Here is a 14,739-nt window from a genome sequence, read left to right on the forward strand (position 1 = left end):
AGCTTGTTTGCAGCTGGAAAACATATGCTTGACCGGTGACATTCGATCCAGTCAGGGGCCGCTCCAGCGAGGGGTGGGCCACCCGAACACCGTCGATCGTCGATCGGATCGCTTCCTCGACAGGTAGCCGTATTCCGTTCTCGGTCGAGTTTTCGCCGCCGCGTGACGCGGACGCCGAAGCGCGCCTGTGGCGTGCGGTGCGTACCTTCGAGCGGCTCGGACCGGCGTTCGTCTCGATGACCTACGGCGCAGGTGGCTCGACGCGCGATCGTACGGTGCGTGTCACCGGCGAACTTGCCGAAGAGACGACCCTGCTGCCGGTTGCTCACCTGACTGCTGTCTCACACAGCACCGAAGAGCTTCGCGCCATGGTCGGTGCCTACGCCGATCGTGGGATCAGCAACATCCTCGTATTGCGCGGCGATCCGCCCGGCGATCCGCTCGGCGAGTGGAAGAAGCATCCCGAAGGCGTCGAGTACGCCGAGGAACTCGTGCGGATGGTCCGTGACCTGGGCGACTTCCACGTCGGCGTCGCATCGTTCCCCGAGGGGCACTACCGCGCTCCGGACTTGGCATACGACACGAAGTACCTGGTGTCGAAGTTGCGTGCCGGCGCAGAGTACTCGATCACACAGATGTTCTTCGACGTGGAGGACTACCTGCGTCTTCGTGACCGGGTGAGTGCGTACGACGCAGAACAGGGCGCCAAGCCGATCATCCCGGAGATCATGCCGGTGACGTCGCTGCGCTCGGTGCGGCGCATGCTCGAGCTCTCGGGCTCGTCGTTGCCCCCCGCTCTCGAGCGTCGATTCGACGCCGCGGCCGGAAGCGGTCCGGACGAGAACCGTGCAGCGGTCCGCGAACTCGGCATCGATCTGGCCACCGAGATGGGTGAGCGGTTGATCGCCGAAGGCGCTCCGTGCCTGCACTTCATCACGTTGAACTTTGCACGCGCCACCAGTGAGGTCCTCGAGCGACTCGGTCTCACTCCCGACACTTCGGTCGGGACAGCACAAGCCGTCTGATCTCCGGTTGCCCCGCTCGACACCAATCGAGGGGGGCAATCGTCAGGCGCTATTTCGTGGTGTTTTTCGGATTCTTGTTGTCAGCTTGCTTGCTGGCAGGTGATTTCGTGACAGGCGTCTTCATGACCGGTGCTTTCGCGGCCGGCGCGCGCTTGATCGGTGCTCGATTGCGCGCCATCCAGGCCATCGCACCGACGACAATCGCGACACCGAGCGCCAGCCCGGCCATGATTCCTGCCCACCCGGCGAAGCTTCGGGTGCTTGGGTCCGCGTAGTTGACCTCGGCGCGCATCGTGGACACCTCGCCGGCGGGCAAGGTCCACGACACCCGGGAATCGCCGTCTCGTGTTCCGTTGGTCGTGCCGACCCGTGCCGGGAAGGCGATGCTGACCTGGACGTCGGCGCCCTGAGTCGGAACCGTCTTCAGGTCTGCCTTGCCGTCGAGCGTGACGGTGTCCCCGGATCGCTTGAGGGTGATCTGGAACGACCCGGACCCCTCGGCGTACATGGAGCCCAGTTGGGCGACGTCACCGAAGGACAAGTCGCTGAAGAACGCCTGGCTGCCGACGTACCCGTCCTTCTTGTACTCCTGAACCCGTATCTTGTCTTCCAGCGACGAAGGTGGGGTCAGCTGCGGACCCTTGTCCGCCTCGTTCGCCGGAATAGCGGCAGCTACCACCTGTCCGGTCACACGATCGTTCGCGGACACTCCCATCGACACCTGCACGCGGATGCACCCGGCAAGCAAGGGAACAAGCATGAGGGCGAGCGCGGCAACCGTCAGGAAACGTTTCCGACTGGTCGGCTTGGCGGCGGGATCGGTGGACTGTTGCACAGTGGTCATCGTGCCAGCCGTGGCGTAGCCAGTCATCGAGGCGGGGGCGTGTCGGCGGGTGAAGTTCGGCGGGTGACCTTCACGACCTGCTCGAACGACGCATCCAACGACGAGTCGCGCCCCGGCGGCTGTCCGACAGTGCGATTCGAGCCGCACTGCGACCGCTGGCTCCGGACACACCGCCACCGGGATGAGTCGATGCTCCGGTCAGATACAACCCGTCTGCTCCCGGAACACGATGGCCGGACAGTTCCGGAAGCGGTCGCCACAACATCATCTGATCGAGTGACATCTCGACGTGCATGACATTTCCGCCGATCATCCCCAATTCCGACTCGATGTCCCGGGGAGTCTGAATGAACCGGTCGAGGACGGAATCGGCGAACCCGGGTGCGAAAGCCTCCATCTCGCCGACGATCCGGTCGGCCTCCGCCTCGGCGACCGATGCCCAATCGCGATGTCCGCTGAGGCGATACGGTTGCCACTGCGACCACAGTGTCACCTGATGCCGACCGGCCGGGGCGATCGTGGGATCGATTCCGCTGAAACTCATTCCGAGAACCGCAGGGCGAGGAGGAAGTTCCCCCGCCAGTGCTGCGCCGTGTGCAGTGCGCAAGTGTGCGCGATCGGAGACGAGTAATTGCAATCCCGAGGTACTTTCCCGTGTCGTGGCGTCGCCGCGGTACGACGGAAGCGCGGATGTCGCCAGTCGAAGTACCGCGCCGATGCCGGGGCCGACCCTGATTTTCCGCCGCCAGTGATCGAGCGTGGTTCGGTCGAAGCCCCCTCGGCCCAGGAGGTCGAGCGTGGTCAGGATGTGGCACCCGGCGATTACCTTGCGAGCGTGAACTTCTCGACCGCTCTCGGTTGTGGCGGTCCAGTGACTCGAGTTTCGACGGATCGACGTCACGCCGTCACCGAGCGCGACCGTGGCGCCGTCGACAGCCATCCGGGAGGCCAACGCAGCACTCAGTGCGCCGCTTCCACCGACTGCTCGCCCTGGCGGCAAGACGTGCATGAGGGCCGCGAAGCCGACCATCGGAGCGGTTCCCGGTTCCGACATCGCAGGCCCGGACTGGGCGCCGAACCACGCAAGTGCTGCTTTGAGTGCCTCACTGTCGAAATACTCGTCGAGCAGTGCGTCGCCAGGCGCGAGGAACTGCCGAGACAGTTCGCTGTTGCCGCGTGCGGTGGCGAGACCTCCGAACGCACCGATCAGGTTCGATCCGGTGGGCGGTGCGGAAAACGCTTTCATGACATGTCGACTGCGCTCCGACCAGACCGCGACGAATCGCCGGTAGGAGTCGGCGTCCTTTGTCCCGCATGCTCGTTCGATGGACCAGCAGGTTGCGTCGAGGTCGCGGTGAAACACGATGCCCGGCCCGTCGGTGCCCGGGGCGGGCGGCGCGAACGCCCACGGGTCACAGTCGATGTAGCGCAGTCCGTGCGCGCCGAGTCCGAGTTCCTCGATGATGCCGCTGTGTCGGATCATGAGGTGTGCCGACGACCCCCGGTCCACCTTGTATCCGGGAAATCGCTCGACGGTCGAGACGGCGCCGCCGAGAACCGTGTCCTTCTCCAGAACCTCGACCGACCAACCCTCGCGTGCGAGGTAGGCGGCCGATACGAGCGCGTTGTGTCCGGAGCCGACGACGACGGCGTCGAGAAGCGCGCTCACAGCGGCAGTCCACGGCCGAGGACTGCGAACGGCCGGTTGTCGCCGGCAAAACGAAATCTGCGGAGCACGTCACGAAAGCCGAGGCGACGGTACAGCCGCCAGGCTCGGTTGTCCTCGTCGTACACCTCGGGTGTCGACAACAGAACACTGCGTTCGGGTCGATCGACGAGGAGGTGGCGCAAGAGCGATTCGCCCAACCGGTGACCTTGTCCGTTCGGATGCACGTGAAGTTCGGTGAGTTCGAAGTAGTCGCTCAGAATCGCGTCGATCTCGCTCTGGGGACGACCCGAGCGCCGAAGCCCGTGCAGTACCTGTTGATGCCACCACTGGTCCGGGCTCCCGCGATACCCGTAAGCGATCCCCACCAGCGGCAGATTTTCGTGTGACGGTTGCTGAGGAACCGCCAATGCGCCGACTGCCTTCCAGCCAGGCCGGTTCGCGTGCTCCTGCCACATCGGTGCGCGATGGAACTCGGTTCCTCGCGGATAGTCCATCGCGGTGACGTACACGGCCAGTGCCTCGTGGAGTCGACTCGCGAATTCTGCGCGATCGAGGTCGACCGTATGTGGTGTCCAGGCGATCTGCGGGTCGACCGGTCTCACCTCTTCTCTTGACGGCGTGTCGGTGGGTGCAGTTATATTGAATAGGTCGAACAGATGTTCGATGTGGGTGATCCGGAGATGCCCGAAGGGAAGCGGGCATCTCCGGCCCACCTGGTCTTGGATCCTCACGGTGCAGGAGGTGCCCCGATGTCCGAGCGTGTGAAGCCTGAACGTGTGAAGTGCCAACGAACTCTTCCTGCCGAGTTGTCGAGTCCGTCGGATGCCGCAATTTCTCGATTGCCGATGTCGGCGAGGCGGTCCTTCGGCGCGAGGGACGCCAGCGACCGCACTGCTCGAGTGGGAAAGTCCGGTGTGGCGTGGGGGCTGCTCCGGAAGGCGGATGCGCTTTTAGAGGAAGCGATTGGGGCGGGCGATCCTGCCGACCGGTTCCGGTGTGCCTACCTGGCGGCCCTACGTGGTGCCGGGGCAGTGTTGGCCGCAGCTCCTGCCGGTGCCGGCTCGAAGCGCAAGCGAAGTGGAAACGCGTGGGTTCTGATGGACGCCGCAGCGCCCGCGTTCGGAGCGTGGTCGAAATTCTTCGCAGGGTGGTCCGCTACGCGTGCGGCCGTGGAAACCGGCGTGTCGATCGTGATCACGGACTCCGATTCCGACGCATTCTTCGCCGAGGTCGGCCGTTTTCTCACGGCGGTCGAAGATTTCATCGGTCAGGACGCGTCCGAGCATTTGCGAGCGTCGTGAACAAATGGTCCGTGTCGGCAGTTGTTTCCGGGGAATTTCCTGGTCCGCACAGGCAAATGGAGCCGAATCGGGGCCCTTCGGCACGAATACGTACGCTTGTGGCGGAACTCGTACCCGGAGTTGGTGGTCCGAGACCTAAACTGCTCGTATTATGAAAACAGGTAATCGTCCAACTTGATTACCCGCCGCCTCACACCGTGGGGTGGTTGCCAAACTTCCAGTGCCGGGGGAGGTACCGTGCCACTCTCCGAGCACGAGCAGCGCATGCTCGATCAGATCGAGAGCGCTCTCTATGCCGAAGACCCCAAGTTCGCCTCCAATGTGAGGGGCGGCCGTATGCGGGCGCCGTCGAGTAGACGGCGGTTCCAAGCAGCGGCTCTATTCGTGCTGGGTCTGGTCCTGCTGATCGCGGGGGTTGCACTCCCGCTCAAGCCGGGCGGTTTTCCGATCATCAGCCTGTTCGGTTTCTTGTTCATGTTCGGCGCAGGGGTGTTGTTCCTCTGGGGTGGTGGACGTAAGTCTGCGCCGGCCGCCGACTCCGCTTCCGAAGGTGGCAATCATCCCTCCGGTCCGCCGGGTAGGGGTAGTGCCGGCGGATCCGGGCGGGGACGCGGCCGGAAGTCCGGCGGCGGATTCTCGTCGCGGATGGAAGATCGATTCAAACGCAGGTTCGAGCAGGACTAGCTCTCCCGCCCTTCTTCGGGCGTACTTCGAGAGTGATGCAGTTCGGACGTGACGCCCTCTTCAGGGCACGGACGACCACACGTGTGGCGGTCGGCAACCAAGGTTGCCGACCGCCACACGCCGTTGCTGTGGGTGTTGTACGTGTGCGCCGGCAATCCATCGAGTGAATCAGTGACGTGCGAGCGAATCACTCGCCACTCCTGCTGCCTCAGGGCATGCCCGCGGGCTTCCTCCACTTCGCTCCACTCGGCCCTCCACTTTCCTCCACCCTGGTCGAACTGCAACGCACGACCAGACCTCGTCCCGCTCACGTCTATTCGAAAACCGCGCTTGTACTGCGATTTTGTGTGGGGGAGCAACAGATCGTGGCGTAAAGGGTCGATCTGACGGCGGTGTGGGCCGGGACACGGTTACAAATTTCCCCCACGTCTCCCCACCTGCGCTGACCTGCTATTTATCAGCAAATGATGCTGAATAGGGACCATGTGCTCCTTGTTTGTGGGGGAAAGTGGGGTACTGTGGGTTCGGGCGGAGAGCTGAAGCACGATCCGCTCGATAGGGAGGGTTTCAGCGCAAGCTCGCAGGAGGTGTCGAGTGTTCCTCGGTACCTTCACGCCGAAGCTCGACGACAAAGGTCGGCTCACGTTGCCGGCAAAGTTCCGAGACGAACTGGCAGGAGGATTGATGATCACCAAGAGTCAGGATCACAGCCTCGCCATCTACCCCCGGGACGAGTTCGTCAAGCTTGCTCGAAAGGCAGCGGCAGCTCCACGCAATGATCCGGCAGCTCGGGCGTATGTCCGTGCCCTGGCCGCCGGCACAGATGAACAGCACGCCGATGCCCAGGGGCGAATCACCCTCTCGGCTGATCATCGGCGTTACGCAAACCTGTCCAAGGAATGCGTAGTGACCGGCTCCGTCGATTACCTCGAGATCTGGGATCTAGCAGCCTGGGAGAGGTATCTCGGAGACAACGAAGAGGACTATTCGCAGGCAACAGGCGAATCTCTCAGCGAGATCGTCTAGGCGAAGAGCCCCCGGCGAATGCCGCGAGGCCTCTGCCCGGAAAGACCCTGACGCACTTCCCCAGCGCCAGGTTCTCCTTCGGGCAGGGACCTCGAAGCATTCGCCTTCTCGAACAGTCATCGCCTTCTCGGAAAGTCAGCACCTTTTCGAAAAGTCATCGGAAATCATGAAAGTAGGAGCCGGAGCAATCATGGTGGATCACGAGGTGAACGAACCCTCGGATGCCGATGGCTTCGCGCACGTCCCTGTACTTCTGCACCGCGCCGACGATCTTCTCGGCCCTGCCATCACCGCCGTCGGTGACGGTGGAGCGGGCGCATACATGATCGATGCGACGTTGGGGCTCGGTGGCCACTCCGAATTCTTCCTGGGCAAGTACCCGGGCCTTCACCTCATCGGTCTCGATCGCGACACCAACGCACTCCGGATCGCTTCCGAGCGTCTGGCGCCATTCGCGGACCGAACGACGTTCGTGCACACCACGTATGACGGGATCGAGGACGCGCTCGAACAGGCAGGTCTGCCGTCGACGGAGTCGGTTCACGCGATCCTTTTCGATCTGGGTGTGTCGTCGATGCAGTTGGACGAAGCCGACCGAGGTTTTGCGTACTCGATCGACGCTCCTCTCGACATGCGGATGGATCAGACGGTCGGGCTGACCGCGGCAGAGGTCCTGAACACCTACAGTCACGGCGACCTTGCTCGCATTCTGAGCACGTACGGCGAAGAACGGTTCGCGGGAAAGATTGCGTCCGAGATCCTTCGGCAGCGTGAGCGTGAACCCTTCACCACCAGTGCAGCTCTGGTCGAATTGCTGTACCGAACAATCCCGGCAGCCACGCGGCGTACGGGGGGACACCCGGCCAAGCGCACCTTCCAAGCGCTGCGGATCGAAGTCAATGCCGAGTTGGATTCGCTTCGTGCAGCCGTTCCTGCCGGGCTCGACGCACTGGCAGTCGGTGGGCGAGTGGTGTTCATGTCCTACCAGTCGCTCGAGGATCGAGTTGTGAAGGCGGAGTTGGTTCCCCGCTCGAAGTCCACCAGTCCTGAAGGACTACCGGTCGAGTTGCCGGGTATGGGACCGGAGTTCCGCATTCTCACCCGTGGCGCAGAACGTGCGTCAGAGCAGGAAATCGAAGAGAACCCACGATCAGCTCCGGTGCGTTTGCGTGCCGCAGAACGCATTTCCAGGAGGCGGGCATGAGTCGTCAGGGCAAATCCGGTGCAGCGCAACGTGCATACGACAAGCGCACCGCACGGGCGGCAGGCCGGACCGGAACTGTCGCTGCTGCCGGCCCGTCTATCTCTCCTCGGGCGATGCTCAAGGGGAGAGTGCCGTTCGTCGCCTCCGTCATCGGACTTCTGTCCATCGGTCTCGCGGTGACTCTGCTGCTGACCACTCGCGCTGCCGAGGATTCGTACCAACTCAGTGATGCACGTGCATACAACCAGTCTTTGGTCGAGCAGAAAGCAGCGCTCGAACGTGACTTCCAGTCGCGTAACTCGGCTCCGGAGTTGGCAAATCAGGCAAGCGCTCTCGGCATGGTCCCCGCCAAGGACCCTGCACGACTGGTAGTTCATCCGGACGGTTCGGTCGAGGTCGTCGGAACGCCGACTCCCGCGACTGCCGGAGCTATGCCTCCGCTCGATGCGCCCACATCGGTGCCCGCACCGACTGCGACACCCCCGCGCACCACAACGCCGGTTGCTCCCGGAGCCACGCCGAGCGTTCCGAATAACACGCGAAACCTCGCGCAGAGTGAACAATTGGTTCCTGTGATCCCCACGACGACAGCACCCGCCACCACGACGGCGGTGCCTGCTCCGCCTGAGGAACGTCGGTGAGTCAGAACTCCCGTAACAACCCCGGTCGGCGTCCGCGCCGCTCGGCCACCGCCTCATTTCCGTTTCGTCAGCGAGTCGGTCGTAACACCATGTGTGGTGCGCTCGCCGTTGCGGCATTGCAGCTCTTGTGGATTCAGGGAATCGACGCGCCGAGTCTGGCTGCGGAATCTGCCAATCAACGAACCACGACCCAGGTCGATCCGGCTGTACGTGGCTCGATAACCGATCGCAACGGAAACCCCCTCGCCTTCACCATGGAAGCCAAGGCGCTGACTTTCCAGCCGGTGCGGGTACGCAAGGAACTCGAGGAAGCGCGCGCCAAGAGCATCGAGCAGGGCGCCGAGGGTGACAAGCAGGCGCCGGAAGTGAGCGATCGCCTCGCCGAGATCGCCGCCGGAATCCACGCCAAGCTCGGCGATACCGTTCCGGAAAAAGATCTGCTTCAGAAGATGAACAGCAACGAGACTTTCACGTACCTCGCGCGCAGCGTGGATCCGGCGGTTGCTGCCGAGATCTCGGACAAGTTCCGGGAGGTCGGCCTCGAGCGTCAGGACATCCGCGAGTACCCCGGTGGCTCTCTGGCCGCGAATCTCGTCGGCGCGACCGGCTGGGACGGGCACGGTTTGCTCGGTCTCGAAGATTCGATGGACTCCACGCTCGCCGGAACCGATGGATCCGAAACGTATGACCGCGGTTCCGACGGCGCTGTGATCCCCGGTAGCTGGCGTGACAAGCAACCGGCAGTCAACGGTTCGGGTGTCGAGCTGACCATCGATTCGGACCTCCAGTTCTACGTTCAGCAGCAGGTCCAGATCGCCAAGGACAAGTCGGGCGCAAAGAACGCTTCGGTTGTGGTCATGGACTCCAAGACGGGACAGGTGTTGGCCATGTCCAACGACAGCACCTTCAACCCCGCAATCGGCATCGACAAGAACGCGCCGACAGCCGAAATGGGCAATCCGTCGGTCAGTACGCCGTTCGAGCCCGGATCGGTGAACAAGATCGTCACCGCAGCAGCGGCCATCGAGGACGGTAAGACAACTCCGGACGAAGTTCTGCAGGTCCCGGGCAGCATCACGATGTCCGGTGCCACAGTCAAGGACGCGTGGGATCACGGTGTGGCCCCGTACACCTCTACCGGTGTGTTCGGAAAGTCCTCGAACGTCGGCACCTTGATGCTCGCTCAGCGAGTGGGCGAGGATCGCTACGCAGACATGCTGAACAGGTTCGGCCTCGGACAACGCACCGACGTCGGACTTCCCGGCGAGAGCGCGGGCAGCGTTCCGAGTCGCGACCAGTGGTCGGGCGGAACCTTCGCGAACCTGCCGATCGGGCAGGGTCTCTCGATGACAACCCTGCAGATGACCGGGATGTACCAGGCCATTGCCAACGACGGCGTGCGAATTCCTCCGCGGATCGTGAAGTCGACTGTCGATTCTTCCGGCACGCGGACCGAGACGCCGCAGCCCGAGGGCGTCGAGGTGGTCAGCGCCCAGACAGCGGCGACCGTTCGGGACATGTTCCGGTCGGTCACTCAGGAAGACACCGGCAACCAACGAGGAACCGGTGTTGCCGCGGGCGTCGAGGGATACCAGGTCAGTGGAAAGACCGGGACCGCGCAGCAGGTGGATCCCGCGTGCAAGTGCTACTCCAACTCCAACTACTGGATCACCTTCGCGGGAATCGCGCCTGCGGACAATCCTCGATTCGTGATCGGAATCATGCTCGACGCACCGGTTCGCGGCGTGGACGGCGGCGGCGGTCAGTCGGCGGCACCGTTGTTCCACAACATCGCGTCGTGGATGCTCCAGCGTGACAGTGTCCCGATGTCGCCGGACCCCGGTCGCAAGTTGGTGTTGCAGGCGGACTGATTGCGGTGTGTCGGTTTCGACACGGTCTTCGGGTGAATCCCGGACACGGTAATCTCAAACGTCGCAGTAACCTCATTCATCGCAGTGCGCCGAACTTTGCTTGCGTTGCGACCGCCATAGACAACGACCGCCATAGACAACGACCGCCATAGACAACGACCGCGATAGAACAACGACAATTGCCAGGAGTCGAGTGACAGTGCCGAATCGTTTGCAATCGTCGAACTCGGACGGCGCTCCCGGGACGCGTCCGACACAACCGGTTGCTACCGCGATCACGGCGCTCTCCGAACTGTCCGGGGCTCGCCTCGAATGGGTGGGGCAACCGGGATCACAGTCCTCGGAGGTCGTCGTCAAGGGCGTCGACCTGCGTGCGCAGGGAATCGTGACCGATGACCTCTTCGCCGCTCTGCCCGGTGCACGGACCCATGGCGCTCAGTTCGCCGTCGACGCTCTGGGGCGCGGTGCGACCGCGATCTTGACCGACGAGGCCGGCCTCGAACTGATCGAGGCCGCGGACAAGGCGCCTGACCGGTCCGTCCCAGTTCTCGTTCATCCGAACCCGCGGGATGTGCTCGGTGAGATCTCCGCGGAAATCTACGGCCGGCCCTCGGAGAAGATGCAGGTCGTCGGGATTACCGGTACATCGGGCAAGACCACGACGTCGTACTTGCTCGAAGCTGCGATTGCCGGAGCCGGCCGCAAGCCCGGCCTGGTCGGGACCATCGAGACTCGAATCGACGGCCGCCGGGTGCCCAGCGCTCTGACCACGCCGGAAGCTCCGCAACTGCATGCTCTGTTCGCCGTGATGGCAGAGCAGGGGATCGATACCGTCGTCATGGAGGTCTCCAGTCACGCTCTTGCTCTCGGACGCGTCGACGGCATCCGCTTCGACATCGGCGCGTTCACCAATCTTTCGCAGGACCACCTGGATTTCCATCGGGACTTCGAGGAGTACTTCCAGGCCAAGGCTCGGTTGTTCGATCCTGAGTCGACGGTGCGAGCCGAGCATGCCGTCGTCTGCGTCGACGACGTGTGGGGTCGACGGATGGCCGAGTTGGCCGCGACCGACGAGAGCGACGCGGTGACCACGGTCTCGACCTCGACGGCCGAGGCCGAGTGGACGGTCGGCGCAGTCGAGGTTGCCGAGGACGGCTCGCAGACCTTCGAGTTGGTCGGGCCGGATGGACAGTCGTGGCCAGTCTCACTTCGTCTCCCCGGGCGATACAACGTGGCCAACGCTGCGCTGGCGTTGACCGTCAGTTTTGCTGCGGGACTCGACCCGGACGCGGCTGTTCGAGCGCTCGGGACCGTGGACGTCCCGGGGCGAGTTCAGCGGATCGACCGGGGGCAGAGCTTTCTCGCCGTGGTCGACTACGCCCACAAGCCGGCAGCGCTCGAAGCCGTGATCGCCACGCTGCGCAACCAGGTTCCCGGCCGAGTGGCCGTGGTGGTCGGTGCGGGCGGTGACCGCGACGCCGGCAAACGGGCACTCATGGGTGAAGCGGGTGCGCGAGGCGCAGACCTGCTGATCGTCACCGACGACAACCCACGCACCGAGGATCCGGCGAAGATTCGCGCTTCGGTGATGCAAGGCGCCATGGACGTGCTCGAATCCGAACGCGGCGAGGTTCGCGAAGTGGGGGACCGGGCCGCCGCGATCGAGCAAGCAGTCCGGTGGGCACAGCCAGGAGATGTCGTCCTGGTGGCAGGCAAAGGCCACGAAGTAGGTCAAGAAATCGACGGGGTCAAACACCCGTTCGACGACCGCGAGGTGTTGGGCGAAATGATCGGCCGATTCGCGATCAACACAGCACATGGAGGCAAGCAATGATCCCGATGACGCTCTCTCGGATCGCCGAGATCGTCGGAGGAACCCTGCACGACGTCGACGATTCGTCGACGCAGGTGACTGGAACCGTCGAATTCGATTCGCGCAAAGTAGCTCCAGGTGGGCTCTTCCTCGCCCTACCCGGAGCGCGTGTCGACGGTCATGATCACGCGGAAGCGGCGGTGGCAGCGGGCGCTGTGGCGGTGCTCGCGGCGCGGCCGGTCGGAGTTCCGGCAATCGTCGTTCCATCGGTGCCGAACGACGGTCCCAGTGCAGTGATGCTGCTCGAACACGACACCGACGGGTCCGGAGCCGCGGTCCTGCATGCCCTCGGCCTTCTGGCCCGAGCCGTCGTCGACGAACTGGCAACTAACGGCGCACCGACCGATGGTGGACTGACGCTTGTCGGAGTCACCGGTTCTGCCGGCAAGACCTCGACCAAGGATCTGATAGCAGCGCTGCTGCGCGAGTGCGGCGAGGTGGTTGCGCCCCCCGGGTCGTTCAACAACGAATTAGGTCTGCCGTGGACAGTGCTCCGCGCCGACGAGAGGACCCGCTTCCTCGTTCTCGAGATGTCGGCCCGTGGGGTCGGTCATGTCGGCGAACTGACGAAGATCGCGCCGCCGAAGATCGGCGTAGTTCTCAATGTGGGCACTGCCCATCTCGGTGAGTTCGGTTCGCGTGAAGCGATCGCGGTCGCCAAAGGTGAACTGGTGGAAGCACTCCCGTCGGCAGCCGACGGTGGAGTTGCGGTCCTCAACGCCGACGACCGCATGGTCGCCGCAATGGCGAGTCGAACCAAGGCCCGGATCGTATTCGTCGGTCAGTCCGAAGACTGCGACGTTCGGGCGACCGACGTGGTTGTCGACGACCAGGCCAGGGCTTCCTTCACACTGAACTGTTCACAGGGTTCTGCACGTATTCGCCTGGCCGTTCACGGCGAACACCACGTGAGCAACGCCCTGGCCGCGGCGGCCGTCGCACTCGAGAACGGCCTCGCGGTTGCAGACATCGCGCGTGTCCTCGAGGGCACGAAGGCAGCGTCCGCGAGGCGGATGGAAGTCACCGAGCGCGCCGACGGCGTCACCGTCGTCAACGACAGTTACAACGCCAATCCCGATTCCATGCGCGCTGCGCTCAAAGCGTTGGTGTCCATGGCGCGATCGGATCGGCACTTCGGTCGCCGTAGCTGGGCTGTGCTCGGAGAGATGGGTGAGCTCGGACCGGAATCAGTTGTCGAGCACGACGCGATCGGTCGCCTGGCCGTCAGACTCGATGTCAGCAAGTTGATCGTCGTCGGGACGGGCCGCACCTCGCGTGCGATGCATCAAGGAGCAGTGATGGAGGGGTCGTGGGGTGACGAGTCCGTCGTCGTGCCCGACGCAGCTGCGGCAATCGCCATTCTCGAAGCGGAACTCGAACCGGGCGATCTCGTCCTGGTGAAGGCGTCCAAGTCGGTGGAACTGTGGACGGTCGCCGAAGCGATACTGGCCGCAACGCCCAGCGACAACACCGGTGACGCGAACACCGATGGCGAGAACGGCGGGGATTCGCAGTGATCCAGATTCTTCTCGCCGCAGGCATCGCGCTGGCGGTCTCCATCATGCTCACGCCGATCCTGATCAAGGCGTTCTCGAAACAAGGTTTCGGGCAGGAGATCCGAACCGAAGGTCCAGCCAGTCACCAGGCCAAGCGCGGCACTCCCACGATGGGCGGCGTCGCGATCCTGACCGGAATCTGGGCCGGCTATCTCGGCTCACACCTCATCGGTCTCGGCATGGACAACGCGGAGGGACCGTCGGCGTCCGGCCTACTCGTTCTCGGTCTGACCACCGCGCTCGGTGGAGTCGGTTTCCTCGACGACTTCATCAAGATCCGCAAGCAGCGCAATCTGGGACTGAACAAGACAGCGAAGCTGGTCGGCCAGTTCGTCGCTGCCATTGCCTTCGGAATTTTGGCCCTTCAGTTCCGCGGTGACGACGGGCTGACTCCGGGCAGTGTTCATCTGTCGTACGTCCGCGACATCGCCACCGTCTCACTCGGTTCCGTGGTCTTCATCGCCTTCTGCTACCTACTGGTCAGCGCCTGGTCCAATGCCGTCAACCTGACCGACGGCCTCGACGGATTGGCCGCCGGAGCGATGAGTTTCGTTCTCGGCGCCTACGTCATCATCACGTTCTGGCAGTTCCGCTACTCGTGCGAGACGAATCCCGGTAAGGGTTGCTACGACGTCCGAGACCCGCTCGACCTCGCGGTGCTCTGCGCGGCAGGCGCGGGCGCGTGCATCGGTTTCCTCTGGTGGAATGCCGCACCCGCCAAGATCTTCATGGGCGACACCGGTTCTCTTGCCCTCGGCGGCATGCTCGCCGGATTGTCGATCACCACCAGCACGGAACTGTTGATGGTGGTCATCGGTGCACTGTTCGTCGCGGAGGCCGCGTCGGTGGTGATCCAGGTAGCGGTGTTCCGGTCCAGCCGACGGCGGGTCTTCCGAATGGCGCCGTTCCATCACCACTTCGAACTCGCCGGGTGGGCTGAAACCACGGTCATTATCAGATTCTGGTTGCTGGCGGCTATTGCGTCGGCTATCGGATTGGCACTCTTCTACAGCGAATACCTCGCAGCGCTCGGAGGCTGAAAACC

General features: G+C 63.6%; 13 protein-coding genes. 10 read left to right on the plus strand and 3 right to left on the minus strand.

The genetic code is table 11. From position 1 onward, the window contains the following. The first annotated feature begins 35 nt into the window (after positions 1–35). The gene (locus YH3_RS24385) at positions 36–1,025 is read left to right on the plus strand and encodes a methylenetetrahydrofolate reductase (RefSeq protein ID WP_003941803.1); all 990 of its coding nucleotides are present in this window, start codon (positions 36–38) and stop codon (positions 1,023–1,025) included. Between the two features lie 49 nt (positions 1,026–1,074). On the opposite strand, the gene YH3_RS24390 is transcribed toward YH3_RS24385, so the two are convergent. From YH3_RS24390 to YH3_RS24400, 3 genes are all read right to left on the minus strand, one after another. Beyond that, the gene (locus YH3_RS24390) at positions 1,075–1,869 is read right to left on the minus strand and encodes a hypothetical protein (protein ID WP_064444269.1); all 795 of its coding nucleotides are present in this window, start codon (positions 1,867–1,869) and stop codon (positions 1,075–1,077) included. 70 nt (positions 1,870–1,939) lie between these two features. Next, positions 1,940–3,538 carry an NAD(P)/FAD-dependent oxidoreductase gene (locus tag YH3_RS24395; RefSeq protein ID WP_042452826.1) on the minus strand — a complete coding sequence of 533 codons (1,599 nt, stop codon included), beginning with the start codon at positions 3,536–3,538 and terminating at the stop codon, positions 1,940–1,942. After that, a complete protein-coding gene (locus YH3_RS24400) occupies positions 3,535–4,140 on the minus strand; it encodes an N-acetyltransferase (protein WP_003941672.1) in 606 nt (201 codons plus the stop codon). Before YH3_RS24400 ends, YH3_RS24395 begins: the two co-directional genes overlap by 4 nt. A gap of 147 nt (positions 4,141–4,287) precedes the next feature. Between YH3_RS24400 and YH3_RS24405 the strand changes: the two genes are divergently transcribed. The 9 genes from YH3_RS24405 to mraY all read left to right on the plus strand — a co-directional run bounded on the left by YH3_RS24405 (position 4,288) and on the right by mraY (position 14,734). After that, positions 4,288–4,839, plus strand: a complete 552-nt coding sequence (locus YH3_RS24405) for an SAV_6107 family HEPN domain-containing protein (RefSeq protein WP_238592687.1) — start codon at positions 4,288–4,290, stop codon at positions 4,837–4,839. A 237-nt stretch (positions 4,840–5,076) separates the two neighbouring features. Continuing rightward, positions 5,077–5,523 (plus strand): DUF3040 domain-containing protein, encoded by a 447-nt coding sequence (locus YH3_RS24410; protein WP_003941660.1) that lies wholly within the window; start codon positions 5,077–5,079, stop codon positions 5,521–5,523. Between the two features lie 594 nt (positions 5,524–6,117). Then, positions 6,118–6,549, plus strand: coding sequence for a division/cell wall cluster transcriptional repressor MraZ (gene mraZ / locus YH3_RS24420; RefSeq protein WP_003941779.1), 432 nt, complete (start codon positions 6,118–6,120; stop codon positions 6,547–6,549). Between the two features lie 190 nt (positions 6,550–6,739). After that, on the plus strand, positions 6,740–7,753 hold the full coding sequence (gene rsmH, locus YH3_RS24425) for a 16S rRNA (cytosine(1402)-N(4))-methyltransferase RsmH (protein ID WP_007730079.1): 1,014 nt from the start codon (positions 6,740–6,742) through the stop codon (positions 7,751–7,753). Then, positions 7,750–8,394, plus strand: a complete 645-nt coding sequence (locus tag YH3_RS24430) for a hypothetical protein (protein ID WP_003941715.1) — start codon at positions 7,750–7,752, stop codon at positions 8,392–8,394. Before rsmH ends, YH3_RS24430 begins: the two co-directional genes overlap by 4 nt. Next, positions 8,391–10,265: a penicillin-binding protein 2 gene (locus YH3_RS24435; protein ID WP_064444146.1), complete on the plus strand. Its 1,875-nt coding sequence runs from the start codon at positions 8,391–8,393 to the stop codon at positions 10,263–10,265. Before YH3_RS24430 ends, YH3_RS24435 begins: the two co-directional genes overlap by 4 nt. Positions 10,266–10,464: 199 nt before the next feature. Next, positions 10,465–12,099: a UDP-N-acetylmuramoyl-L-alanyl-D-glutamate--2,6-diaminopimelate ligase gene (locus YH3_RS24440; RefSeq protein ID WP_058039514.1), complete on the plus strand. Its 1,635-nt coding sequence runs from the start codon at positions 10,465–10,467 to the stop codon at positions 12,097–12,099. Then, on the plus strand, positions 12,096–13,655 hold the full coding sequence (gene murF / locus YH3_RS24445; protein WP_064444147.1) for a UDP-N-acetylmuramoyl-tripeptide--D-alanyl-D-alanine ligase: 1,560 nt from the start codon (positions 12,096–12,098) through the stop codon (positions 13,653–13,655). Before YH3_RS24440 ends, murF begins: the two co-directional genes overlap by 4 nt. After that, positions 13,652–14,734 (plus strand): phospho-N-acetylmuramoyl-pentapeptide-transferase, encoded by a 1,083-nt coding sequence (gene mraY / locus YH3_RS24450; RefSeq protein WP_003941699.1) that lies wholly within the window; start codon positions 13,652–13,654, stop codon positions 14,732–14,734. The genes murF and mraY overlap by 4 nt, the downstream gene beginning before the upstream one ends. The last annotated feature ends 5 nt before the right edge of the window (positions 14,735–14,739 follow it).

Origin of the sequence: Rhodococcus sp. YH3-3 (assembly GCF_001653035.1) — a bacterium.
GTDB lineage: Bacteria > Actinomycetota > Actinomycetes > Mycobacteriales > Mycobacteriaceae > Rhodococcus_F > Rhodococcus_F qingshengii.